Origin of the sequence: Streptomyces sp. NPDC127129 (assembly GCF_042671585.1) — a bacterium.
Taxonomy (GTDB): domain Bacteria; phylum Actinomycetota; class Actinomycetes; order Streptomycetales; family Streptomycetaceae; genus Streptomyces.
In genome coordinates, this window is the sequence record NZ_JBHXTV010000017.1 from 1 (window position 1) to 24,052 (window position 24,052).

Here is a 24,052-nt window from a genome sequence, read left to right on the forward strand (position 1 = left end):
TGGGGGTCGAGTGCGGCGCAGACTTCGTCGAACGCGGCGGCGAACGCGGGGAAGTGTTCGTACAGTTCCATGCCCATGCCCGGCCGCTGCGCGCCCTGTCCGGTGAACAGGAACGCGGTCTTCCCGGGTGTGGGGGTGCCGGAGACGACGCCCGGCGATGTGGTCCTGCCGTCGGCGAGTGACTCGGTGCCGCTGAGAAGCTCGGTCAGGTCCGCACCTGTGATCACGGCGCGGTGCGTGTGGGTGGTACGGGTGGTGGCCAGGGACCATCCGATGTCGACGGGGGAGAGCGTGGTGCTCCGGCCGACGAAGTCGCTCAGTCGCCGGGCCTGCTCGCGCAGCCCCTGCTCGTTCTTCGCCGACAGCAGCCAGGGAACCACCGACGGCGCCGTGGGGGTGGCGCCGGGCGCGGTCGGGGGGTGTTCCTCGGCCGGTGCCTGCTCGAGGATCACATGCGCGTTCGTCCCGCTCACACCGAAAGCCGAGACGGCGGCCCGCCGTGGAGCCTCCCTGTCCGGCCACTCGCGCTGGCGGGTCAGGAGTTCCACGGCTCCGGAGGACCAGTCGACCATCGGTGTGGGTTCGTCGACGTGGAGCGTCCGGGGCAGGACACCGTGCCGCATGGCCTGCACCATCTTGATGATGCCACCGACCCCGGCCGCGGCGACCGTGTGTCCGATGTTGGATTTGAGTGAGCCGAGGTAGAGGGGGTGGGGGGTGGTGCGGTTGTGGCCGTAGGTGGCGAGGAGGGCTTGGGCTTCGATGGGGTCGCCGAGGCGGGTTCCGGTGCCGTGGGCTTCGACGGCGTCGATGTCGTCGGTGGTGAGGCCGGCGTCGGTGAGGGCTTGGCGGATGACGCGTTCTTGTGAGGGGCCGTTGGGGGCGGTGAGGCCGTTGCTGGCGCCGTCCTGGTTGACGGCCGATCCGCGGAGGACGGCGAGGATCTGGTGTCCGTTGCGGCGGGCGTCGGAGAGGCGTTCGACCAGGAGGAGGCCGACGCCTTCGGACCACGCGGTGCCGTCGGCCGCCGCCGCGAACGACTTGATACGCCCGTCGGGCGCCAGGCCGCTCTGGCGCGAGAAGTCGACGAACCCGCTGGGGGTCGCGGTCACGGTGGCGCCGCCGGCGAGTGCCAGGTCGCATTCGCCGCGGCGCAGCGCGTTGGCCGCGAGGTGCAGGGCCACCAGGGAGGACGAGCAGGCGGTGTCGACCGAGATCGCCGGCCCCTCGAAGCCGAACGTGTAGGAGATACGTCCGGAGGCGACGCTGCTGAGCTTGCCGGTGAGCAGATAGCCCTCGAACTCCTCCGGTCCTTCGAGTCCCAGGTAGCTCTGTTCCACCACGCCCGCGAACACGCCGGTGCGGCTGCCCTTGAGGGTCTCGGGGTCGATGCCGGCCCGCTCGAAGGTCTCCCACGCCGTTTCGAGCAGCAACCGCTGCTGCGGGTCCATGGCCCGGGCCTCGCGCGGCGCGATGCCGAAGAACGCGGCGTCGAACAGCGCGGCATCGTGCAGGAAGCCGCCTTCCCGGGTGTACGACGTGCCCGGCGTCTCCGGGTCGGGGTCGTAGAGCTTCTCCAGGTCCCAGCCGCGGTCCGTCGGGAAGGGGGTGATGGCGTCGACGCCCTCCGCCGCGAGCCGCCACAACTCCTCCGGCGAGGTCGCCCCACCGGGGAAGCGGCAGGCCATCGACACGATCGCGATCGGCTCCCCGGTGCCGCTTTCCAGTTCGGCGAGCCGTTGCTGAGCCTTGTGGAGATCGGCGGTCACCCGCCTGAGGTACTCGACGAGCTTCTCTTCGTTGGACATAGGGGATCAATTTCTCCTTGAGGCACAGGAACGGCGGAGAGTCGTCGGGATGCCGGTCGGCCGGGCGTCGGTGTACGGATCAGCCGAGCTGGGAGTCGATGAAGCTGAAGAGCTCCTCCGCGGACGCCGATGCGAGCGGGTCGTCCTCCTCCCGCGCCGGAGACCCCGCATCGGGCCCCTTCACCCTTGCCATCAGAGCCTGGAGCCGCGCGGTCAGCTCGGCGCGCTCCTCCCGCTGGGGCGGCTCCGCGGCCAGGAGGGCGTCGACCTTGTCGAGTTCGGCCAGCGCCGAGCGCGCCGCGGTGCCCGCGATCGGCCCGAGCCGCTCCAGCAGATGACCGGCGAGGGCCGCGGGACTCGGATGGTCGAAGACCACCGTGGCGGGCAGACGGACGCCGGTGGCCCCGTTGACCCGGTTGCGCAACTCGACGCCGGTCATCGAATCGAGCCCCAGATCCTGGAACGAGCGCTCGGATGTCACGGCTTCGGGCGAGGCGTGACCGAGGACCGACGCCACTTCGGTCCGCACCAGGGCGAGCGCCCACTGCTCCCGCTCCACGGGCGACAACATGGCCAACTGCTCCGTGGCCGACTGCTGCGTCGGCGGCTGCTCGGGCGACGACGGCTCGGGAGCGTGCCGCTCCGGTCCGCTCGACAGCACCGTACGCAGCAGGTGCGGGATCCGGCCTCCGTTACGAATCTCCGACTCGTCCAGCGGGGTGGCCACGACCGCCGGCGCGCCGGAGGCGAGGGACCGGTCGAACAGCGCGAGTCCCTGTGCCCGGGTGGTCGCGCGAAAACCGCTCCGCGCGAACCGGTCGAGGTCCTTCCCGTCCAACCGGCCGTTGATACCCCCTTCTTCCCACAGCCCCCAGGCGATCGACGTCGCCGGCAGGCCGTGCGCCTGACGGTGGTGAGCGAGGGCGTCGAGCCCGGCGTTGGCCGCGGCGTAGTTCGACTGACCGGGACCGCCGAAGACCCCCACGGTGGAGGAGAACAGCACGAACGCCGTGAGGTCCGAGTCACGGGTCAGCTCATGGAGGTTCCATGCGCCGTCGACCTTCGGGCGAAGCACCGCCTGCAGCCGGTCCGGGGTCAAGGTCTCGAACAGACCGTTGTCGAGCACGCCCGCGGCGTGGACGACACCCGTGAGGGGGCGGTCCGCAGGGAGCCCCGACAGCAGTGCGGCGAGGGCGTCCCGGTCGGCGACATCGCAGGCGGCGAGGGTGACGTCGGCGCCGAGTTCCTTGAGCTCGACCGCCAGTTCCGCCGCCTCGGTGGTCTGTTCACCGCCGCGGCCGACGAGCAGGAGGCTCGTGACGCCGTGCTCGACGACCAGGTGCCGGGAGACGGCCGCGCCGAGGAGCCCCGTACCACCGGTGATCAGGACGGTGCCGGTGGCGGACCAGGTGGGCCGGTCCGCTGCGCCGGCGGCAGCCCTGCGGCGCAGGGGGCGCAGCCGCGGAGTCAGTACCGCGCCCTGCCGCAGAGCTGTTTCGGACATCCCGCCCGCCAGTACGGAGGCAAGGAGCGAGGACAGCTGCTGGGTGGAAGCGGCGCCGTCGGTGTCGACGAGCACGATCCTGCCGGGGTGCTCCGTCTGCACGGAACGCAACAGCCCCCACACCGCCGCTGCGGCCGGATCCGTCACGTCCCCGGGTACCGCGCTCACCGCGCCTCGCGTCAGCACGACGAGCGGAAGCCCCGGAAGTCGCTCGTCGGCCAGCGCTTGCTGCACCAGTTCGAGAGCACGGGCCGCGGCATCGTGCACGGAAGTGACGGGTTCCGAAAGGTCCCCCGGCCCCCACAGCACGACGAGCGCGTCGACCTGCGCCGCGGCGGCCGCCGCTTCGATGCCATCGAACTCCTCGACGCCGTCGAACTCCTCGGCGATGAGGCCGGGCTCGACGCCGTCCGCCTGCGTAGCCAGCACGCCCCACCTGCGAGGGCGGACGTCGTCGCGTCCGGCGGCGGCCTCCCACTCGACGGTGAACAGCGCATCGGCCGTCGGCGAGTCCCGCGACTCGTCGGCCGAGGGCATCAGCCAATGCCGCTCGCGCTGGAAGGGGTAGGTGGGCAGGTCGACGTGGTGGGTGGTGTGGGGTTGGAAGAGGGTGGGCCAGTCGATGGTGGTGCCGTGGACGTGGGTGGTGGCGAGGGCGGTGAGGAGGGTGTGGGTTTCGTCGCGGCCGGTGCGCATGAGGGGTATGGCGGTGGTGTTGTCGAGGGTCTGGTGGGTGAGGCCGGTGAGGACGGCGTCGGGGCCGATTTCGAGGTAGGTGGTGGTGCCCTGACTGTGAAGTGTGTGGAGGGCGTCGGTGAAGCGGACGGTTCCGCGGAGTTGGTCGGCCCAGTAGTCGGGGGTGAGGAGTCGGTCGTCGGCGGGTTGTCCGGTGAGGGTGGAGATGATGGGGATGGAGGGCTGGTGGTAGGTGATCGTGGCGGCGATGTCGCGGTAGCCGTCGAGGATGTCGTCCATGTGGGGGGAGTGGAAGGCGTGGCTGACGGTGAGCCGGCCGGCCTTGCGGCCGCGTGACGTCCAGAGGTCGGCGATGCTCTGCGCGACGTCGGGATCGCCCGAGATCACAAGAGAACGCGGGGCGTTGAGTGCGGCGATGCTGACGCTTGACTCGTGTCCGGCGAGGCTGGAGAGGATTTCGTTTTCGTCTGCCTGGATGGCGATCATGGTGCCGCCGGGTGTGGCGGTTTGCATGAGGCGGGCGCGGGCGGTGACGAGTGTGGCGGCGTCGGGGAGGGTGAGAACTCCCGCCACGTGTGCGGCGGTGAGTTCGCCGATGGAGTGTCCTGCGATGAGGTCGGGGTGGATGCCGAAGGATTCGACGAGTCGGTAGAGGGCGACTTCGAGGGCGAAGAGTGCGGGCTGGGTGTTGGCTGTCTGGTCGAGTTGTGGTCCGCCGTTGCGGATCACGTCGGCGATGGGGTGTTCGAGGTGGGGGTCGAGTGCGGCGCAGACTTCGTCGAACGCGGCGGCGAACGCGGGGAAGTGTTCGTACAGTTCCATGCCCATGCCCGGCCGCTGCGCGCCCTGTCCGGTGAACAGGAACGCGGTCTTCCCGGGCGTCACGACACCCGAGACGACACCGGGCGCCGGCTCTCCCTGCGCCACCGCCCGCAACCCGTCGAGGAGTTGGGTCCGGTCCGTGCCGAGTACGACGCTCCGGTGGGTGTGCGTGGCGCGTGTGGTGGCCAGGGACCAGCCGACATCGACAGGAGAGGCCGCCGTGTTCCGGCTGCAGAGGTCGATGAGCCGCTCGGCCTGTTCGCGTAGAGCCTGGTGGCTCTTGGCCGACAGCAGCCAGGGAACCACCGACGGCGCCGTGGGGGTGGCGCCGGGCGCGGTCGGGGGGTGTTCCTCGGCCGGTGCCTGCTCGAGGATCACATGGGCGTTCGTCCCTCCGAACCCGAACGAAGAGACTGCCGCACGCCGTGTCCGACCCGTCTCCGGCCACTCCCTCTGGCGGGTCAGGAGTTCCACGGCTCCGGAGGTCCAGTCGACCATCGGTGTGGGTTCGTCGACGTGGAGTGTCCGGGGCAGGACGCCGTGCCGCATGGCCTGCACCATCTTGATCACCCCGCCCACACCCGCGGCCGCCTGGGCGTGTCCGATGTTGGATTTGAGTGAGCCGAGGTAGAGGGGGTGGGGGGTGGTGCGGTTGTGGCCGTAGGTGGCGAGGAGGGCTTGGGCTTCGATGGGGTCGCCGAGGCGGGTTCCGGTGCCGTGGGCTTCGACGGCGTCGATGTCGTCGGTGGTGAGGCCGGCGTCGGTGAGGGCTTGGCGGATGACGCGTTCTTGTGAGGGGCCGTTGGGGGCGGTGAGGCCGTTGCTGGCGCCGTCCTGGTTGACGGCCGATCCGCGGAGGACGGCGAGGATCTGGTGTCCGTTGCGGCGGGCGTCGGAGAGGCGTTCGACCAGGAGGAGGCCGACGCCTTCGGACCAGGCGGTGCCGTCGGCCGCCGCTGCGAACGACTTGATACGCCCGTCGGGCGCCAGGCCCCGCAACCGGGAGAACTCGACGAAGGCGACCGGCGTCGACATCACGGTGGCGCCGCCGGCGAGTGCCAGGTCGCATTCGCCGCGGCGCAGCGCGTTGGCCGCGAGGTGCAGGGCCACCAGGGAGGACGAGCAGGCGGTGTCGACCGAGATCGCCGGCCCCTCGAAGCCGAACGTGTACGAGAGTCTGCCCGCGGCGATGCTGCCCGCGCTGCCACTGAAGAGATAGCCCTCCGAGGTCTCCTTGGGCAGACCCGGCCGCGAGCCGTAGTCGTTGTACATGACACCCGCGAACACGCCGGTGCGGCTGCCCTTGAGGGTCTCGGGGTCGATGCCGGCCCGCTCGAAGGTCTCCCACGCCGTTTCGAGCAGCAACCGCTGCTGGGGGTCCGCAGTCGATGCCTCACGGGGCGACATCGCGAAGAACGCCGCGTCGAACTCCGCGGCGTCGTGCAGGAATCCGCCCTCACGCCCGTAACTGGTGCCGACCTGAGCCGGGTCGGGGTCGTAGAGCTTCTCCAGGTCCCAGCCGCGGTCCGTCGGGAAGGGGGTGACGGCGTCGACGCCCTCCGCCGCGAGCCGCCACAACTCCTCCGGTGAGGTCGCCCCACCGGGGTACCGGCAGCCCATCGACACGATCGCGATCGGCTCTCGCGCTCTCTCCTCGACGTCGCGCAGTCGGTCGCGCGCGTCACGGGCGTCCGTGATCGCTCGCTTGAGGTACTCGCGGAGTGTGTCCTCGTCCGCCATGATGCTCAGCTCCCCGGTGTGATGTTCTCGTGCTCCCTTGATGTGCGCCACATGACGGAAGTCGAATGTCTCCCACGGAGATGTCTCGCAGCCGGTCATGAATGCGGCGAATTTCAGAAGGGCCCGTAGATCGTAATGCGAAGCTGCGCATGCTGCGGTAACTGCAGCCGGACCCGATGAGGTGGCCGGCTCATTACTTCACAGTGACTGGGTGGTTCCTGACGCGTTGTTACCTTCTCCGGGCATCCAGCCGAAATTCCCTTGGGTGGTTGAGCGGTCGCCTGAACAGAGGAGTTCAATCATGGCGCAACTCACGAACGACGTCGAAAAGCACACGGCGCTCTATGTCGAGGCGTTCAACGCGGGTGACGCGGACGCCGTGAACGCGATGTACACCGAAGACGCCGTGGCGGTCTGGGACCGGGGTGTTCCGCTCACCGGACAGGCCCGGATCGATTCGGTCAAGGCCTACCTCGCCGCGGGTCCGAGGATGACCGCGGTTCCGCGTCAGTCCTTCGTGACCGGCGACACGGCCCTGCTGATCGTCGACTGGACCATCGACACCACGGACGCGGACGGAAACGCCGAGCACCTCTCGGGCGTCGGGGTCGACGTCCTGCGCCTGGGTGCGGACGGGAACTGGCGGTACGCCATCGACGACCCGTACGGCGAGGAGTAGGCGGGCCCGGATCCCCTCGCCTCCGGTCCCGCGCCGGCAGGCGCGTCGTACGCACCATCTCCGTCAACGAAGAAAGCAGGGGTCTCCCACTCCATGGCCATCACCGTCGACATCGACTTCGACAAGCCCGACCTGACCGACGACACCGATCTGCAGAACGAGATATTCCTGCAGGTCTTCAACTCCGGTGACGGTGAGCTGTTCGACAGGCTCTACCGGCCGGACGCGATCTCCAACTTCTCCGGGACGCCGCTGACCGGCAAGGAGCGGCTCACGTTCTTCAAGGAGTTCCTGGCGTCCAAGCCCGTGCTGCAGGCGGAGGTCACGCACTCGTACGTCGCCGGCGACGTGGCCCTGATCGGCGTTCGGTTCGTCATCGACGGCACCGACGCCGACGGCGGGCCGCTGCACATCGAGGGCAACTGCACGGACGTCCTGCGCCGCGGCACGGACGGCCGCTGGCTCATGGCCGTCGACCGCCCCGTCGCCGGCGGTCTGCTGCCCGAGTGACCGAGGGCCCCACCCCTCACCCACGTCCCATCCCCGTGTGCCGGACGGCTTCACCCGGCTCACGGGGATCGGCGTACCGGAGCGGATGGGCGGACCGTTGCCGGTGAATGGGCGGGTGACTGGACCGACGCCCGAAGGTCCTGGAGCCGGCCAGGGCTTCGTTCTCCTCCGGGAGGTCCTTGATTACCCGTCCATTACTGCTCGTTTGAAGGGGGCCGGTAGTTTTGTCGACGCTACTTGCGGTGGCCTCGCGAGATGTGTCCGTAGTCCGTTTCGATATTCGGGATTCGCCTACAGGCATGTCCCCGGGGTCGGCTGGAATTGATCGGCGGATGATCGGACCGGAGTAGCGGTCGACCCTGCTTGGAAGCCGCCGCTTCATCTCGTGCGAAAGCGCGCGCAATTCCCGATCGGAGCATCACGATGATCAATGTCTTCCAGCCGAGCCTCGGCTCCGAGGAACTCGCCGCGGTCGCGGCGGTGTTCGAGAGCAACTGGCTCGGTCACGGACCGCGCACCAAGGAGTTCGAAGCCGCTTTCGCCGCACACCTGGGCGTGGCGGCGGAGCAGACGATCTTCATCAACTCGGCCACCGCCGGACTGTTCCTCAGCACCGAACTCCTCGGCCTCGGCCCGGACGACGACGTCGTGCTGCCCTCCGCGAGCTTCGTCGCCGCCGGCAACGCCGTCGCCGCCACGGGCGCCCGCCCGGTCTTCTGCGACGTCGACCCGCACCTGCTCAACCCGACCGTCGAGCATGTCGAGCGCGCCCTGACCCCGCGCACCAAGGCCGTCCTCCTTCTGCACTACGGAGGGCGGCCCGGCGACGTCGTCGCCATCGCCGAGCTGTGCCGCGCCCGCGGTATCACGCTCATCGAGGACGCGGCATGCGCCGTCGCCTCCTCCGTCGACGGTGTCACGTGCGGCACCTTCGGCGACGTGGCGATGTGGAGCTTCGACTCCATGAAGGTCCTGGTGACCGGCGACGGCGGCATGCTGTACGTCCGCGACCCCGAACTCGCCCGCAAGGCGCGCCGGTTGGCCTACCACGGCCTGGAGCAGTCCAGCGGCTTCTCGGCGGCCAAGGTCTCGCACCGCTGGTGGGAGCTGAACGTCAGGGAGTTCGGCCGCCGGATCATCGGCAACGACGTCACCGCTGCCATCGGCGGCGTCCAGCTCCGCCGTCTCCCCGAGTTCGTGGAGCGCCGCCGGGCCATCGCGGAGCGGTACGACACCCTCCTCGCCGGCGTGGAGGGGCTGCGCCTGCCCGCCCCGCTGCCGGCCGGACACGACTCGACGTACTACTTCCACTGGGTGCAGATGGACGCCGGCATCCGCGACCAGGTCGCCGCCGACCTCCTCGACAAGGGCATCTACACCACCTACCGCTACCCGCCCCTGCACAAGGTGCCCGCGTACGGCGATCCCGGCACCCATCTCCCCGGCACCGACATCGCCGCCGAGACCACCCTCCTGCTGCCGCTGCACCAGGGACTCGACGACAGTGAGGTGAGCACCGTCGCCGACGAGCTGCGAAAGTCGGTCGAGCACCGCCTCGCACAGCTCGCAGGCTGACCGGACGCGACCAGGAGAGGCTGTCATTTCCGTGCACATCGCCGAAACCGCGGTCCCCGGCGCGTACGTCGTCACCCCCGCGCCGCACACCGACGAACGCGGCGACTTCTTCGAGGGCCTGCGCACCGACCTCCTCGAAGCCGCCGTCGGACGACCCTTCGTGCCCCGCCAGATCAACTACTCGACCTCGCGCCGCAACACCCTGCGCGGGATCCACGGCGTGGCCATCCCGCCGGGGCAGGCCAAGTACGTCACCTGTGTGCGCGGCGCACTGCGCGACGTCGTGGTGGATCTGCGGGTCGGCTCGCCCACCTTCGGCGCGTACGCGACCAACGTGCTCGACGCCGCGTCGGGCAGAGCGGTCTACATACCGGAGGGTGTCGGTCACGGGTTCCTCACCCTCACCGACGACGCCTGCATCTGCTACGTACTCTCCAGCGTGTACATCCCCGGCACGCAGATCGACATCAACCCCCTGGACGCCGATCTCGCCCTCCCCTGGGGCTTCACCGAACCCCCACTGATGTCCCGCAAGGACGCGACGGCGCCCGGCGTTCGCGAAGCCGTATCCACGGGACTCCTGGCCTCATGGCAGGAAGCGACCCGAGGCACTCATTCCTCAGCTTCAAGGAAGGCACTGTCATGAAGGCTCTGGTGCTGTCGGGCGGGGCGGGTACGCGCCTGCGCCCCTTCAGCTATTCGATGCCGAAACAGCTGATCCCGATCGTGAACAAGCCGGTCCTCGAGTACGCCGTGGAGAACATCGTCGACCTGGGCGTGAGCGAGATCGCCGTGATCGTCGGCGACCGCGCCGCGCAGATCACCGAGGCCCTCGGCGACGGTTCCCGCTTCGGCGCCCGCATCACCCCCATCCACCAGGACAAGCCGCGCGGGCTCGCCCACTGCGTCGAGCTGGCACGCCCGTTCCTCGGTGACGACGACTTCGTCATGTACCTCGGCGACAACATGCTTCCCGAGGGCATCACCAAGATCGCCGAGGAGTTCCGCGCCGACCGTCCCGCCGCCCAGATCGTCGTCTCCAAGGTGCCCGACCCGCGCGCCTTCGGAGTCGCCGAACTCGACGCGGACGGCGCCGTCGTCTCCCTGGAGGAGAAGCCGAGCCGGCCGCGCAGCGACCTCGCCCTGATCGGCGTGTACTTCTTCACCAGCGCCGTCCACCAGGCCGTCGCCGCCATCGAGCCCAGCGCCCGGGGCGAGCTGGAGATCACCGACGCCATCCAGTGGCTGCTCACCCACGGCCACGGCGTGAAGGCCGGCGAGTACGACGGGTACTGGAAGGACACCGGCAAGGCCGACGACGTCCTGGAGTGCAACCGGCACCTCCTCGGCGCACTGAGCCGTCGCGTCGACGGAGAGGTCGACGCGACCAGCGAACTGATCGGCCCGGTCGTCGTCGAGCACGGCGCCCGTGTCGTACGCTCGCGCATCGTGGGGCCGGTCGTGATCGGCGCAGGCACGCTCGTGGAGGACAGCCGGATCGGCCCGGACACCTCCATCGCCCGTGACTGCGTCCTGCGAGCCACCCAGCTCACCGACTCCATCGTCATGGCCGGCGCGTCGATCACCCAGGTGCCGGGGCTGCACGGCTCGCTCATCGGCCGCTCCGCGAGCATCGGGCCGAGCGACCACGCCGAGGCCCACCACCGTCTCGTGGTCGGCGACCACACCCATGTGGAGGTGGCGGCATGAGGGTACTGGTCACCGGCGGAGCCGGGTTCATCGGATCCCACTACGTCCGCACCATGCTGGCCGGGGGATACCCCGGCTACGAGCAGGCCCACGTCACCGTGCTCGACAAGCTGACCTACGCCGGCAACCGGGACAACATCCCCCTCGGGCACCCCCGCCTCGACCTGGTCGAAGGCGACGTCTGCGACCGCGAGCTGCTGCTCGACGTGCTCCCCGGACACGACGCCGTCGTCCACTTCGCCGCCGAGTCCCACGTCGACCGCTCGCTCGCCCTCGCCGACGCGTTCGTCCGTACGAACGTCCTCGGCACCCAGATCCTCCTCGACGCCTGCCTCGCCGCCCGCGTGAGCCGCGTCGTCCACGTCTCCACCGACGAGGTGTACGGCTCCATCGCCGAGGGCTCGTGGACCGAGGAGTGGCCGCTGCTGCCGAACTCCCCGTACGCCGCGTCGAAGGCCGCGTCCGACCTGATCGCCCGCGCCTACTGGCGTACGCACGGACTGAACCTCTCGATCACCCGCTGCTCCAACAACTTCGGCCCCCACCAGCACCCCGAGAAGCTCATCCCGCTGTTCATCACCAACCTCCTCGAAGGGGAGCGGGTTCCGCTGTACGGCGACGGGCTCAACGTGCGCGAATGGCTGCACGTCGACGACCACTCGCGGGCCATCCAGCTGGTCCTCACCCGGGGACGCGCCGGCGAGATCTACAACGTCGGCGGCGGCAACGAGCAGACCAACCTCTCCGTCACCGAGCGGCTCCTCGAGCTGTGCGGGGCGGACCGGTCGAGCGTCCGGCACGTCGAGGACCGCAAGGGACACGACCTGCGCTACTCGCTCGACGAGACCAAGATCCGTGAAGAGCTGGGGTACGCCCCGCGGATCGACTTCGGCCGGGGCCTGGCGGAGACCGTCGCCTGGTACCGCGACAACGTGCACTGGTGGAAAGCGTCCAAGGAGCGGGCCCGTGGCTGAGGAGCGATCGATGAGCGACCACAAGGCGCTGGTCCTGGACGAGGTGCGCAAGTACCACCTCGACCAGCAGAACACCGACGGGTTCGTGCCCGGGGTCACGGAGATCTGGCCCTCCGGCGCCGTCCTCGACGCCGACGACCGGGCGGCCCTCGTCGAGGCCGCACTCGACCTGCGCATCGCGGCCGGGCCGAGCTCCCGCCGGTTCGAGTCCGCCTTCGCCCGCCGGCTGCGGCGCCGCAAGGCGCACCTGACGAACTCGGGCTCCTCCGCCAACCTGCTGGCGCTGTCCGCGTACACCTCGCACCTGTTCGAGGACCGCAGGCTCCGCCCGGGCGACGAGGTGATCACCGTCGCCGCGGGTTTCCCCACGACGGTGAACCCGATCGTGCAGAACGGACTCATCCCCGTCTTCGTCGACGTGGAACTGGGCACCTACAACACCACGGCCGACCGCGTGGCGCAGGCCATCGGACCCAAGACCCGCGCCATCATGATCGCCCACGCGCTCGGCAACCCCTTCGAGGCCGCAGAGATCGCCCAACTCGCCAAGGACCACGGCCTGTTCTTCATCGAGGACAACTGCGACGGCGTGGGCTCCACGTACAAGGGGCAGCTCACCGGCACCTTCGGCGACGTCACGACCGTCAGCTTCTATCCCGCCCACCACCTCACCATGGGCGAGGGCGGCTGTGTCCTGACCTCCGACCTGAAGCTCGCGCGGATCGTGGAGTCACTGCGCGACTGGGGGCGGGACTGCTGGTGCGAGCCCGGCAAGAACAACACGTGCCTCAAGCGCTTCCAGTACCAGATGGGAACGCTCCCGGAGGGCTACGACCACAAGTACATCTTCTCCCACGTCGGCTACAACCTGAAGGCGACCGACCTTCAGGCGGCCCTGGGCCTCACCCAGCTGGAGAAGCTCGACGGGTTCATCGAGGCCCGTAAGCGGAACTGGCGCCGGCTGCGCGAAGGACTCGACGGCGTCCCGCATCTGCTGCTGCCCGAACCCACCCCGGGCAGCGACCCCAGCTGGTTCGGGTTCGTGATCACCGTGGACGAGGACGCGCCGTTCAGCCGGGCCGAGCTGGTCCATCACCTGGAGGACCGCAAGATCGGCACCCGCCGGCTCTTCGCCGGCAACCTCACGCGCCACCCCGCCTACCTGGACCGCCCCCACCGGGTCGTCGGCGACCTGGTCAACTCCGACATCGTCACGGACCGCACCTTCTGGGTCGGCGTCTATCCGGGGCTGACCGAGCCGATGCTCGACTACGTGATCGCCACGGTCAAGGAGTTCGTGGAGGCCCGCGGATGAACACCGCGCCCTCTCTCCTGAACCCACGTCACGACCCCGGCCTCGGCGCGCGGTTCACCCGGTCGGCACAGGTCACCGACGTCGGCGCACAGCTCCGCACGGCCGACTTCGACCGCTGGCTCCAGGGCCGGAGGCAGGCTCACCACTTCCGCGTGGAGCGCATCCCGTTCGCCGAGCTGGACGGCTGGTCGTTCCAGGACGGCACCGGCAACCTCGGCCACCGCAGCGGCAGGTTCTTCACCGTCGAGGGGCTGTCCGTCGACACCGACACCGGCCCCTTCCCGCACTGGCAGCAGCCGATCATCAAGCAGCCCGAGGTCGGCATCCTCGGCATCCTCGTCAAGGAGTTCGACGGCGTCCTGCACTTCCTGATGCAGGCCAAGATGGAGCCGGGCAACCGCAATCTGCTCCAGCTGTCGCCCACGGTGCAGGCGACCCGCAGCAACTACACCAAGGTCCACCGTGGCGCCGACGTGAAGTACCTCCAACACTTCACCGAGCCCGGCCGCGGCCGGGTCCTCGCGGACGTCCTGCAGTCCGAGCACGGCGCCTGGTTCTTCCGCAAGGCCAACCGCAACATGATCGTCGAGACGGACGAGGACGTCCCGCTCGACGAGGACTTCTGCTGGCTGACCCTCGGCCAGATCGGCGAACTCCTGCGCCGTGACAACGTGGTGAACATGGACTCCCGTACCGTCCTGGCCTGCGCGCCCGTCGCCTCCGCCGAACCGGGCGCTCTGCTGTCCGACACGGCCCTGCTCTCCTGGTTCACGGCCCGACGCTCCGCGCCCGAGGTGCGGGCGGAGCGCATCCCGCTCGGTCAGGTCACGGACTGGGTACGCGGTGAGTCGTCCATCGACCACGTCAAGGGCCGGTTCTTCCGCGTCGTCGCGGTCGCCGTGGAGGCCGCCAACCGGGAGGTGCGCGGCTGGACGCAGCCCCTGTTCGAACCGTGCGGCATCGGTGTCACCGCCTTCGTGACCCGTCGCTTCGGGGGAGTGCCGCATCTGCTCGTCCACGCCAAGCTGGAGGGCGGCTTCCTCGACCGGATCGAGCTGGCACCCACCGTCCAGTACACCGCGGCCAACCACGCGGACCGCACCGGAGACGGCCGGCCGCCGTTCCTCGACCTGGTCCTGTCCGCCGATCCCGCCCGCGTGCGCTACGACGTGCTCCACTCGGAGGAGGGCGGGCGCTTCCTCAACGCGGAGAGCCGCTATCTGTTCGTGGAGGCCGACGAGAGCGAGGCTCCTCTGGACCCGCCCCCCGGATACGCCTGGGTGACCCCCGGCCAGCTGCGCTCCCTGGTCCGCCACAGCCACTACGTCAACGTCCAGGCCCGCACCCTGCTCTCCCTCCTCAACACCGGTGCGGTGCGGCTGTGACCTCGCCCGTACGCCTGGCCGTACTCGGCTGCGCCGACATCGCCCGCCGCCGCATGCTGCCCGCCTTCGCCGCCGGCCGCGACATCACGGTCGCGGCGGTGGCGAGCCGGGATCCCGCGAAGGCCCGCGCGCTCGCGCACACGTACGGCTGCCGCGCTCTCCACGGATACGACGCCGCCCTGGAGGACGACGAGATCGAGGCGGTGTACGTGCCCCTGCCGGCCGCGCTCCACGCCCACTGGGTCAGAGCGGCCCTGCTGGCCGGCAAGCACGTCCTGGCGGAGAAGCCCCTCACGACCAGCCGGGCCGAGACCGCCGAGCTCGTCGCCCTCGCGCGCTCCCGAGGGCTCGCCCTGGTCGAGAACGTCATGTTCCCGCACCACTCCCAGCATGCGGTGGCGCGGAGGCTCGTCGAGGACGGTGCCATCGGCGAACTGCGCTCCTTCCAGGCCGCGTTCACGGTGCCCCGACGCGAGCCCACCGACATCCGCTACCGGGCGGACCTCGGCGGCGGAGCGCTGTGGGACACCGGTGTCTACCCGGTGCGCGCCGCCCTGCTCGCCCTCGGTGACGGACTGCGGGTCGCCGGGGCCGTCGCGCTCCGGGGGCCGAAGGACGAAGTGGACACGGGCGGCACGGTCCTGCTCCACACCCCTGCCGGAGTCGGCGCCCAGCTCGCCTACGGACTCGACGACGCCTACCGCAATGTCTATGCGTACGCGGGCAGCCGGGGCCGGCTGACCGTCGAACGGGCCTTCACCCCACCGGCCGACCACGTCCCCGTGCTGCGTCTGGAGTCCGGCGGCGAGGTCACGGAGGTACGGCTCACCGCCGAGGACCAGGTCGCCCGGGCCGTCGCCGCCTTCGCGAACGCGGTGCGCAGCCGCGCGACGGCGGGCGAGGAGCTGCTGGGACAGGCCGCCCTGCTGGAGGAGATCGCCGCTCGCGCCGCGGGCGCCGAAACCACGTGCCCTCCCCGGACGAGCCTGCGAGACTCCCCACATGTCTAGTGATCTTCTGTTGGGGAAAGTCGTCCTGATCACCGGGGCGAGCAGCGGCATCGGCGCGGCGACGGCGGAGGCGTGCGCCCAGGAAGGCGCGGCGGTGGTCCTGACCGCGCGCAGGGAGGACCGGCTGGCCGAAGTCACCGAGAGACTCAGGGCGAAGGGGGCGCGGGCGTCGTACGTCGTCGCCGACGTCACCGTCGCCGAGGACGCCAAGCGGGCCGTGGACTTCACCGTCGCCGAACACGGGCGGCTGGACGGGGCGTTCAACAACGCCGGCATAGGCGGAGACCGTACTCCGCTGCATCTGATGCCGGACGAGGTCTACGAGACCATCATGGACACCAACGTGCGCGGGGTGTTCAACTGCCTGCGCCAGGAACTCGCGGCGATGCTCGACGGCGGGGGCGGCGCGATCGTGAACAACAGCAGCGTCGGCGGACTGGTCGCCATCCCCACCGCAGCGCCCTACGTCGCGTCCAAGCACGCGGTCATCGGCCTCACGCGGGCCGCTGCGGACGAGTACGCCCACCAGGGCGTGCGGGTGAACGCGATCGCCCCGGGCACCACCCGCAGCGAGATCACCCGCGACTGGTTCGGACGCAACCCCGGCCTGGAGGAGCTCGCCAACTCCCTGACGCCGCAGGGACGGACGGCCGAGCCCGAGGAGATCGCGCAGGCCGTGGTGTGGCTGCTCAGCGATCGCTGCCCGTTCCTGACCGGTGCCGTGGTGCCGGTGGACGGCGGGTTCGTCAACCGATGACGGTCGGCGTGGGCGGGCGTGGCGAGGCCCTCGCCCGCCCGCCCACGCACGAGGGACGGACAGCCGGCGCACGGCCGTGGTGGCCGCGCCGAAGACGGTCAGCTCATCCGCCCGCCCCGCGGAAGACCGCCGAGAACGCGCGCGTACCGTCCTGCGTGCCGGTCACCGACACGGCGAAGCGGCCGGGCTCCGCGGGAAGCAGTTCCGCCTCGATCAGGCACGGCCGGTCGAACTCCACGTACCGGACGTAGCTGGTGGACACCTCCGTGGGCCGGAAGGTCTCGGGCCCCAGTACCGCGTGCGCCGCCTGGTCGGCCGCCTCCATCAGCGTCAGCCCCGGCACATGGTCGACGGGGTGGTCGAAGAGCGAGGTGTTGGCCACGTCGTTGCGCAGGTGCCAGCGGTACGGATCCCTGGTGGGCGAGAGCAGGACGTCGGTGACGTCCTCGCGCCCCACGCGCGCCGGATCCACCGGCTCGGGCAGCGGCCAGGCCCCCCAGTCGACCGTGAGGTGCTCGCCTCTGACGCGGCGGTAGACCTGCGGGGACATCCAGCCGAACTCCGATTCCGCACGCGCCACGGTGGTGCCCTCGTGGCGCAGGCGGAAGTCCATGTGCAGCGAACTGCGGGCCTGGCGACCCCCTTTGGAGCGCGCCACCGTCACATCGACGTCCAGGTGAGCGGGTTGCCCGTCCGGTATCGGGAAGGGATCGGCGACGGTGATGTCGAGGAAGCGCAGCAGGGTCTGGTGATCCAGCGGGACGTCGTACTCGGCATGAGCGACGACCAGTCCGCTCTGCCTGATCGTCTGGTTGAGGACGCGTGGATCGTACGGCCGTCCCGCGGAGGCCGAGGGCCAGTGGACGCGCAGTGTCGAGGTGTGCTCGCCGGTGCGTTCCCAGCTGGTCACGAGGATGGATTCACGGATCGTCAGGTGTGTGAAACCGCCTAAGAGCGCCGAAAGGTCGGTGGTGGAGGATGGTGCGGGGCGGAGACGGCGCGACGTGCAACGGGCAACAGAGACTGCGGGCAAGGCCCCCCCTTGGACTTGAGAACGCTGTCGTGATGTTGTGGTTGTAAAGTACCGGTCCTCCGTTCGGTTTTTTTGGTTTGGTCAATGTGAGTTCAAGCACTGGCAAAGAGAGTGCCATGGAGGCTACTGGTGGCGAGACAGGAACGAGCGATCCGCACCCGCAGAGCGATCCTTGTGGCGGCTGCGGAGATGTTCAACGAGCTGGGGTACGACGCCACCACCATCGGTGGGCTCATCGAGCGGATCCAACTCACGCGTGGCGGGCTGTACTTCCACTTCACGTCGAAGGAGGAGCTGGCGCGTGCCGTGCTGGACGAGGCGGTCACGACCGAAGGTGCCACGCCGCAGCAGTTCAAGCTGCAGGAGTGGGTGGACCTGGCGCTCCTGCTTGCCTACCGCCTGCCCAGGGAACCCCTGTTGAGCGCCTCGGTCCGGCTGTCCGTGGATCCCAAGGCCCGCAGCCTCTTCGGGACCCGGTGGCCCGACTGGATCGTGGTCAGCCGTGATGTCCTCCAAGAGGCGCAGGAGCGGGGGGAGTTGCTGCCCCACGTCGATCCGGGCGAGACGGCTCGGCTGTTCGTCGGGGCGTGGACCGGGGTGCAGTTGGTGACCGAGGCGCTGCCGGACGCCGACCTCTCCGAGGAGATCTCGGCCCTGTTCGCGCTGGTGCTTCCCAACGTCGCGAGTCCCGGTGTGCTGGCGAAGCTGGACACCTCGCCCTACCGCGCCGAGCGGCTGCTGGCGGCCGTCGATCCCGCCCGGCTTGTCCCGGTTCCGATGCGGGGGCAGGGGGCCGGCCACCCCGCCTGACGGAGGAGGCCGGCCCTTCCGGCCGTCTCCACTTCCGTTCGCAGGGATCGTGTTCCATTGAAAACGGACGTCTGACCTGTTTCGCGAGCGGCATCCGGCCGCCAGGGGCCACGTCCGGATCGTCACATCACGGGGGAATCTTGAACAGGCACATCTCGCCACCTGTCCATGCGGCGGGGAACGCCCTGCCGCGTCCCGTTCTCGACGCCGGGCTCGGCCGCCGCCTGTTCGGCTCGCTGCCGCGCGCCGAGCAGCGTCGCAAGGCCGAACAGTACGTGCGCGGCCTGCTCGACCAACCCGGCCGCAAGACCCTGCGCAACATCGCCGCGCAGTTCGACGGGAACGCCGCGCAGCAGAACGTGCATCACTTCATCAGCGCCTCACCCTGGGACTGGGTGCCGGTGCGCCACGCTCTGGCCAGGCATGTCCAGCACGCCCTGGCCCCCGAGGCGTGGGTCGTCAGGCCCACGGTGATCCCGAAGGCGGGGCCCCATTCGATCGGCGTCGACCCCCAGGGGCCCAGCCTCTACGGCCAGCAGGCGGTGGGGGTCTGGATGGCCGCGGGCCGGTACGCCGTACCCGTCGACTGGCGGCTGCGGCTCTCCGGCCGCTGGCTGGAGGACCCGCTCCGAGAGCGCGCGAACATCCCCGCGGACGCCACCTCGGGGACCCTTGAGCAGTGCGTTCGTGAGGCGGTCGCCGGTGTCGAGGGGATCGACGGCGTCCTCGGCGGCCCCGTCGTCGTCGATGCCGAGGAGATAGACGGACCGGCGCTCGCGGGCCGGCTCGCGTCGCGTGGCACCCGCTTCCTCGTACGCGTCCCCGCCGATGCCCTTCTCCGGCTGAACCGGGCCAAGCTGCCCCGGTTCGGCGACCGCGACCGGACCGCGGCGGAGCTCGCGGCCACGCTCCCCCGTCTGCGGCGGCAGGTGAATCCCGGGGACGGGCCCACGACGGCCGCGGCGATCCCCGTCACGCACCCGGAAGCGCTCAGGCGGGGCATGCTGCTGGTGGGGGAGTGGCGCAACGGGCCGGGGGACCCGAGCCTGTGGCTGACCAACGCCGATGCGCCGGATCTGGCGTCGCTGCTGCGGCTGACCCGGCTTCCCGCCGTCGTGGCACGTGACTTCACGGACATCTCCGCGCGCGTGGGTGTGACCGACTTCGCCGGACGCTCGTTTCCCGGTTGGCACCGGCACGTCACGCTGGCGTCGGTCGCCCATCACGTCCTCGCCGCGCATACGCACGGTGTCGGCGGATGACGGTGGCCCGATTCACCGGACTACCGTCCGGTAATATGACATTCTCGCGGTTACTCATGAGGACGCCCGCCCCTCCGCTCCCTAGTGTCGACAGCAACACACCAGCAGCACCGACACAGGCGGCGGAAGCGCCGGAACGGGAGCGTGCACAGTGCAGTTCAACCTCATCGGCCCCTTCGAGATCGTGACCGATGACGGACAGTCGTGCGCTCCCCGGGCACCGAAGATCTGTCAGATGCTCGCCGTGCTCGCGCTCCAGCCGCGTGAGGCCGTCGCCACGGACACGCTGATCAGGGAACTGTGGGGCGAAGAAGCGCCGAACAACGCGATCAGGACGCTGCAGACCCACGTCTACCACGCCCGCAAGATGCTGGAGGAGATCCTGTCGCCCACGGCCGAACTGGTCGTGACCCAGGCACCCGGCTACCGGCTCGACATCAACGACGACGAGGTCGACGCGCTGGTCTTCGAGCAGTTCGTCCGGCGGGCCCAATGGGACCTCGCCCAAGGCTCTCCCGAACGAGCAGCCGATCACCTCACGCGGGCCCAACAGCTGTGGCGCGGCCCCGTACTGAGCAACATCCCGGTCAAGGGAGTGCTCACGGGACGCATCGCCCACCTGCAGGAACTCCGCATCCGGGCCCTGGAACTCCGCGTGGAGACCGAGACCCGCCTCGGCCGCTCCCGCGAGTTCCTCCCCGAACTGCGCACCCTCGTCAACGACCATCCGCTGCACGAGTGGTTCCACGGCCAGCTCATCACGGCCCTGCACCGCGCGGGCCGTCGAGGAGAGGCCCTGCAGGCCTATCAGAGCCTCTACCACATCCTCAGAAACGAACTCGGCCTCGAACCGTCCGAGGAACTCCAGCGCCTGCAGGCCGAGATCCTCCACACGACCGACCGCGCAGCCGTCCCCCTGAGGCCCGGCAAGGGCTTCGCCGCCCGCTCGACCGCCCCCCTGCGAGGCTCGGCGGTCGCCAGCTGAGGACCCGTACGGCGATCGGTCGAACGAACCGGGCGCGTATCTCCTCGTCCGTCACCTGACTCCGCTGCCGTGAACCGGGCCGACCGGCCGGCCGCCCCGCACCACGACCGTCGCACGCCGTCGCCGCACGGGTGCCGACGGGCCAACTCCCGGTCCGGGCGCCCCCGTCCGCACGTACCGGAGCAACCACAGCGCGGCGGATCCCATCACCCGGACCGACCGGGCCCGGCGGTCCGACGGGTCCGGTCGGTACCGGGCGTCTTGTCGACGGTGTGCGCCGGCGTCATGTTCTTCTCGAGGGTCGCGTTCACGGACAGGCCCTTCGCTCGGGAGATCGGCCGGTGCACGATCGATGCCCTCAGTAGAGACCCTGCCGTCGCGTCAAGGTCAACCGGCGTCGCCGCGACGCCCGCCACGACCGCACCCGCCCCGCCAATCGGCCGGACGGGCCGCTCGTACGGGTGAGGTGCGGGCACCGTCGAACGCCGCCGCCACCCCCGGTGTCCGATGATCGCTGGCGGTCGGTCGCCCCGTGTCCCCCGGGCCGTACCGTCCACCGCAACCCGGAAGGGACGCCATGCGCATTCTGCTCATCGCCAGCAGCTTCAACAGCCTCACCCAGCGCGTTCTGGTCGAGCTGCGCGACCGCGGGCACACCGTTCCCGTGGAGGTGACGCCCGACGGATCCGCCATCCGCGACGCCGTCGCGCGCCACACGCCGGACCTGATCGTCGCCCCCATGCTCAAGGCCGCCGTGCCCAGGGACGTGTGGACCGCGCACCGCTGTCTGATCGTGCACCCGGGGCCGGTCGGGGACCGGGGACCGTCGTCGCTGGACCGGGCGGTCCAGGAGGGCGTCGCCGAGTGGGGCGTCACCGTCCTCCAGGCAGAGGAGGAGATGGACGCCGGCGATGTCTGGGCGTCCGTGTCCTTCCGCGTCCCGGACGTCGGCAAGAGCGACCTGTACCGCAACGAGCTGTCCGACGCCGCCGTGACCGCCGTGCTCCTCGCCGTCGAGCGGATCGCCTCCGGTGACGCGCCGCAGCCGCAGACCGGGGCGGTCCACGCCCGCCCCGCGCTCCGCCAGGAACAGCGCGCGATCTCCTGGGGCGACGACACGACGGAGACCGTCCTGCGCATCCTGCGCGCCGCCGACTCGCAGCCCGGGGTCCGCGACCACCTGCTCGGCGCCGAGTGGTTCCTGCACGGCGGCCACCCGGAAGACGGCCTGCGCGGCCGGCCCGGCGAGCTGCTCGCCACCCGGGCCGGCGCCGTCTGCCGTGCCACGGCGGACGGCGCGGTGTGGATTCCCGAACTCCGCGCCCGTACCGGACCCGGCCGGCCGCGTGCGTGCAAGCTCCCCGCCACGCTGGCCCTCGCCGGCCGCCTGCCGAAGCTCCCCGAACTGCCGGCGCCCGCGGACCCGGCGCCCGCGGACCCGGCGCCCGCGGACCCGGCGCCCGCGGACCCGGGACCCGGCGGGCGGACCTGGTCCGACATCCGGTACCGGGAGCAGGGACCGGTCGGAATCCTCTCCTTCGCCTTCCCCGGCGGCGCGATGAGCACCGACCAGTGCCGTCGCCTGCTCGACGCCTACCGGGCCGCCCGTACGCGCCCCACCTCCCTGCTCGTGCTCGGCGGCCGGCGCGACTTCTTCTCCAACGGCATCCACCTCAACGTCATCGAGGCCGCGGCCGACCCGGCCGCCGAGTCCTGGGCCAACATCAACGCCATGAACGACCTGGTCGAGGCGGTCCTCACCACCACCGACCGGCTCGTCGTCAGCGCGATCGGCGGCAATGCCGCCGCCGGCGGGGTGATGCTCGCCCTCGCCGCCGACGAGGTCTGGTGCCGCTCGGGTTCGGTGCTCAACCCGCACTACCGCCGGATGGGTCTGTACGGGTCGGAGTACTGGACGTACACCCTGCCCCGGAAGGTGGGCCCGGCTCTCGCGGCGCGGCTCACCGAAGAGGCCCGGCCCGTCTCCGCGGCCGCCGCGCTCTCCATGGGGCTGGTCGACCGGGTCGTCGACTGCGGACCCGGGGACTTCGCCGACGAGATCACCCGATCGGCCCTCCACCTCGCGTCCCGCGGGGGCATGCAGCCACGTATCGCGGCGAAGAAGGCCGAGCACGAGCGCCGCGAGTCCGTCGCTCCCCTTGCCGCGTACCGCGAGCAGGAGCTCGCCCGGATGCGGCGGATCTTCGACGACCCCGCCGCGGCCTACCACCGACTGCGCCGGGCCTTCGTCCGAAAGGAGGCGAACGCCGCGCGTTCCCCCGACGGCCCAGATGCGGGCGCGGCCGGACCGGTTGACTGTTAAGCAAGACCTAGGCCCGAAATGTGGCCTTTGCCCATCCCTCCTCAGGAGGCGCGACCCATGAGCGCAGCAACGCCGGCCCCGGTCGAGGACCGGGGCGCCGCCCCCGGCAGCGAAGAGAAGCCGATCCACATCCTCTGGATCAACGCGGGTCTGAGCTGCGACGGCGACTCCGTGGCTCTGACCGCCGCCATGCAGCCCAGCATCGAGGAGATCGCTCTCGCCGGGCTGCCGGGACTGCCCAGGATCGCGGTCCACTGGCCACTGATCGACTTCGAGTGCGGCCCGGTGGGCGGTGCCGACACGTTCATCGAGTGGTTCTTCAAGGGCGAGCGGGGCGAGATCGACCCGTTCGTGCTGGTCGTCGAGGGCTCGATCCCGAACGAGGCCATCAAGCAGGAGGGGTACTGGTGCGGCTTCGGCGACGACCCGGAGACCGGCCAGCCCATCACCACGAGCGAGTGGATCGACCGGCTCGCTCCCAAGGCCCTCGCGGTCGTCGCGATCGGCACCTGCGCCACGTACGGCGGCATCCACGCCATGGCGGGGAACCCGACCGGAGCGATGGGCGTGCCGGACTACCTGGGATGGGACTGGAAGTCCCACGCCGGCATTCCGATCGTGTGCGTGCCCGGCTGCCCCATCCAGCCGGACAACTTCGCGGAGACGCTGACGTACCTGCTCTACCAGGCCGCCGGCTCCGCGCCCATGATTCCGCTGGACGACAAGCTCCGCCCCACCTGGCTGTTCGGCGCGACCGTGCACGAGGGCTGTGACCGGGCCGGCTACTACGAGCAGGGCCAGTTCGCCTCGACGTACGACTCGCCCAAGTGCCTGGTGAAGCTGGGCTGTTGGGGACCCGTCGTCAAGTGCAACGTCCCCAAGCGCGGCTGGATGAACGGCGTCGGCGGCTGTCCGAACGTCGGCGGCATCTGCATCGCCTGCACGATGCCCGGCTTCCCCGACAAGTTCATGCCGTTCATGGACGAGCCCCCCGGCGGCAAGGTCTCCAGCGCCGCGAGCGGGGTGTACGGCTCCGTCATCCGCCGCCTGCGCACCATCACGGCGAAGACCGTGGACAAGGAGCCGAAGTGGCGGCACACCGGCGAGCGGATCACCACCGGCTACCGGCCGCCCTGGTGACCGTCGGGTCACCG

Annotated in this window: 18 protein-coding genes; 15 read left to right on the top strand and 3 right to left on the bottom strand. The window is 70.4% G+C overall.

The window, feature by feature from the left end; genetic code table 11:
- A partial coding sequence (locus ACFVGW_RS28705; protein ID WP_385853969.1) for a type I polyketide synthase occupies positions 1-1,808 on the bottom strand: 1,808 nt, incomplete at its 3' end.
- Between the two features lie 79 nt (positions 1,809-1,887).
- Positions 1,888-6,570, bottom strand: coding sequence for an SDR family NAD(P)-dependent oxidoreductase (locus ACFVGW_RS28710; protein ID WP_385853970.1), 4,683 nt, complete (start codon positions 6,568-6,570; stop codon positions 1,888-1,890).
- 301 nt (positions 6,571-6,871) lie between these two features.
- Here ACFVGW_RS28710 and ACFVGW_RS28715 point away from each other — a divergent pair, with 301 nt between their 5' ends.
- The 10 genes from ACFVGW_RS28715 (at position 6,872) to ACFVGW_RS28760 (ending at position 16,485) form a co-directional block, all read left to right on the top strand.
- On the top strand, positions 6,872-7,249 hold the full coding sequence (locus ACFVGW_RS28715) for a nuclear transport factor 2 family protein (RefSeq protein ID WP_352192818.1): 378 nt from the start codon (positions 6,872-6,874) through the stop codon (positions 7,247-7,249).
- 93 nt (positions 7,250-7,342) lie between these two features.
- Entirely contained in the window at positions 7,343-7,759 is a 417-nt protein-coding gene (locus ACFVGW_RS28720) for a nuclear transport factor 2 family protein (protein WP_352192819.1), read from the top strand.
- 423 nt (positions 7,760-8,182) lie between these two features.
- Positions 8,183-9,334 (top strand): DegT/DnrJ/EryC1/StrS family aminotransferase, encoded by a 1,152-nt coding sequence (locus ACFVGW_RS28725; protein WP_385853971.1) that lies wholly within the window; start codon positions 8,183-8,185, stop codon positions 9,332-9,334.
- 31 nt (positions 9,335-9,365) lie between these two features.
- Entirely contained in the window at positions 9,366-9,980 is a 615-nt protein-coding gene (locus ACFVGW_RS28730; protein ID WP_385853972.1) for a dTDP-4-dehydrorhamnose 3,5-epimerase family protein, read from the top strand.
- Positions 9,977-11,044, top strand: a complete 1,068-nt coding sequence (locus ACFVGW_RS28735; RefSeq protein ID WP_385853973.1) for a glucose-1-phosphate thymidylyltransferase — start codon at positions 9,977-9,979, stop codon at positions 11,042-11,044. Before ACFVGW_RS28730 ends, ACFVGW_RS28735 begins: the two co-directional genes overlap by 4 nt.
- A complete protein-coding gene (rfbB, locus tag ACFVGW_RS28740) occupies positions 11,041-12,018 on the top strand; it encodes a dTDP-glucose 4,6-dehydratase (RefSeq protein ID WP_383229380.1) in 978 nt (325 codons plus the stop codon). The genes ACFVGW_RS28735 and rfbB overlap by 4 nt, the downstream gene beginning before the upstream one ends.
- A gap of 10 nt (positions 12,019-12,028) precedes the next feature.
- Positions 12,029-13,333 carry a lipopolysaccharide biosynthesis protein RfbH gene (gene rfbH / locus ACFVGW_RS28745; protein ID WP_385854085.1) on the top strand — a complete coding sequence of 435 codons (1,305 nt, stop codon included), beginning with the start codon at positions 12,029-12,031 and terminating at the stop codon, positions 13,331-13,333.
- Entirely contained in the window at positions 13,330-14,718 is a 1,389-nt protein-coding gene (locus ACFVGW_RS28750) for an NDP-hexose 2,3-dehydratase family protein (RefSeq protein ID WP_385853974.1), read from the top strand. Before rfbH ends, ACFVGW_RS28750 begins: the two co-directional genes overlap by 4 nt.
- Positions 14,715-15,728: a Gfo/Idh/MocA family protein gene (locus tag ACFVGW_RS28755; RefSeq protein WP_385853975.1), complete on the top strand. Its 1,014-nt coding sequence runs from the start codon at positions 14,715-14,717 to the stop codon at positions 15,726-15,728. Before ACFVGW_RS28750 ends, ACFVGW_RS28755 begins: the two co-directional genes overlap by 4 nt.
- Entirely contained in the window at positions 15,721-16,485 is a 765-nt protein-coding gene (locus ACFVGW_RS28760; RefSeq protein WP_383229384.1) for an SDR family NAD(P)-dependent oxidoreductase, read from the top strand. The genes ACFVGW_RS28755 and ACFVGW_RS28760 overlap by 8 nt, the downstream gene beginning before the upstream one ends.
- Positions 16,486-16,588: 103 nt before the next feature.
- Here ACFVGW_RS28760 and ACFVGW_RS28765 read toward each other — a convergent pair whose 3' ends face one another.
- Positions 16,589-17,518, bottom strand: coding sequence for a ScbA/BarX family gamma-butyrolactone biosynthesis protein (locus ACFVGW_RS28765; RefSeq protein ID WP_385853976.1), 930 nt, complete (start codon positions 17,516-17,518; stop codon positions 16,589-16,591).
- 129 nt (positions 17,519-17,647) lie between these two features.
- Between ACFVGW_RS28765 and ACFVGW_RS28770 the strand changes: the two genes are divergently transcribed.
- The 5 genes from ACFVGW_RS28770 (at position 17,648) to ACFVGW_RS28790 (ending at position 24,038) form a co-directional block, all read left to right on the top strand.
- On the top strand, positions 17,648-18,328 hold the full coding sequence (locus tag ACFVGW_RS28770; RefSeq protein ID WP_352191250.1) for a ScbR family autoregulator-binding transcription factor: 681 nt from the start codon (positions 17,648-17,650) through the stop codon (positions 18,326-18,328).
- A gap of 140 nt (positions 18,329-18,468) precedes the next feature.
- On the top strand, positions 18,469-19,590 hold the full coding sequence (locus tag ACFVGW_RS28775) for an IS701 family transposase (RefSeq protein WP_385853977.1): 1,122 nt from the start codon (positions 18,469-18,471) through the stop codon (positions 19,588-19,590).
- A 151-nt stretch (positions 19,591-19,741) separates the two neighbouring features.
- Positions 19,742-20,575, top strand: a complete 834-nt coding sequence (locus tag ACFVGW_RS28780; protein WP_385853978.1) for a BTAD domain-containing putative transcriptional regulator — start codon at positions 19,742-19,744, stop codon at positions 20,573-20,575.
- Positions 20,576-21,152: 577 nt separating this feature from the next.
- Positions 21,153-22,898 carry a hydrogenase maturation protein gene (locus ACFVGW_RS28785; RefSeq protein ID WP_385853979.1) on the top strand — a complete coding sequence of 582 codons (1,746 nt, stop codon included), beginning with the start codon at positions 21,153-21,155 and terminating at the stop codon, positions 22,896-22,898.
- Positions 22,899-22,955: 57 nt separating this feature from the next.
- Positions 22,956-24,038 (top strand): hydrogenase expression protein HypE, encoded by a 1,083-nt coding sequence (locus tag ACFVGW_RS28790; RefSeq protein WP_383229396.1) that lies wholly within the window; start codon positions 22,956-22,958, stop codon positions 24,036-24,038.
- The last annotated feature ends 14 nt before the right edge of the window (positions 24,039-24,052 follow it).

Excerpts from the sequence above, each read along its gene's own strand:
- ACFVGW_RS28710 (WP_385853970.1), bottom strand. The coding sequence starts at position 6,570 with ATGGCGGACGAGGACACACTCCGCGAGTACCTCAAGCGAGCGATCACG.
- ACFVGW_RS28715 (WP_352192818.1), top strand. The coding sequence starts at position 6,872 with ATGGCGCAACTCACGAACGACGTCGAAAAGCACACGGCGCTCTATGTC.
- ACFVGW_RS28720 (WP_352192819.1), top strand. The coding sequence starts at position 7,343 with ATGGCCATCACCGTCGACATCGACTTCGACAAGCCCGACCTGACCGAC.
- ACFVGW_RS28725 (WP_385853971.1), top strand. The coding sequence starts at position 8,183 with ATGATCAATGTCTTCCAGCCGAGCCTCGGCTCCGAGGAACTCGCCGCG.
- ACFVGW_RS28735 (WP_385853973.1), top strand. The coding sequence starts at position 9,977 with ATGAAGGCTCTGGTGCTGTCGGGCGGGGCGGGTACGCGCCTGCGCCCC.
- rfbB (WP_383229380.1), top strand. The coding sequence starts at position 11,041 with ATGAGGGTACTGGTCACCGGCGGAGCCGGGTTCATCGGATCCCACTAC.
- rfbH (WP_385854085.1), top strand. The coding sequence starts at position 12,029 with ATGAGCGACCACAAGGCGCTGGTCCTGGACGAGGTGCGCAAGTACCAC.
- ACFVGW_RS28750 (WP_385853974.1), top strand. The coding sequence starts at position 13,330 with ATGAACACCGCGCCCTCTCTCCTGAACCCACGTCACGACCCCGGCCTC.
- ACFVGW_RS28760 (WP_383229384.1), top strand. The coding sequence starts at position 15,721 with ATGTCTAGTGATCTTCTGTTGGGGAAAGTCGTCCTGATCACCGGGGCG.
- ACFVGW_RS28785 (WP_385853979.1), top strand. The coding sequence starts at position 21,153 with ATGCGCATTCTGCTCATCGCCAGCAGCTTCAACAGCCTCACCCAGCGC.
- ACFVGW_RS28790 (WP_383229396.1), top strand. The coding sequence starts at position 22,956 with ATGAGCGCAGCAACGCCGGCCCCGGTCGAGGACCGGGGCGCCGCCCCC.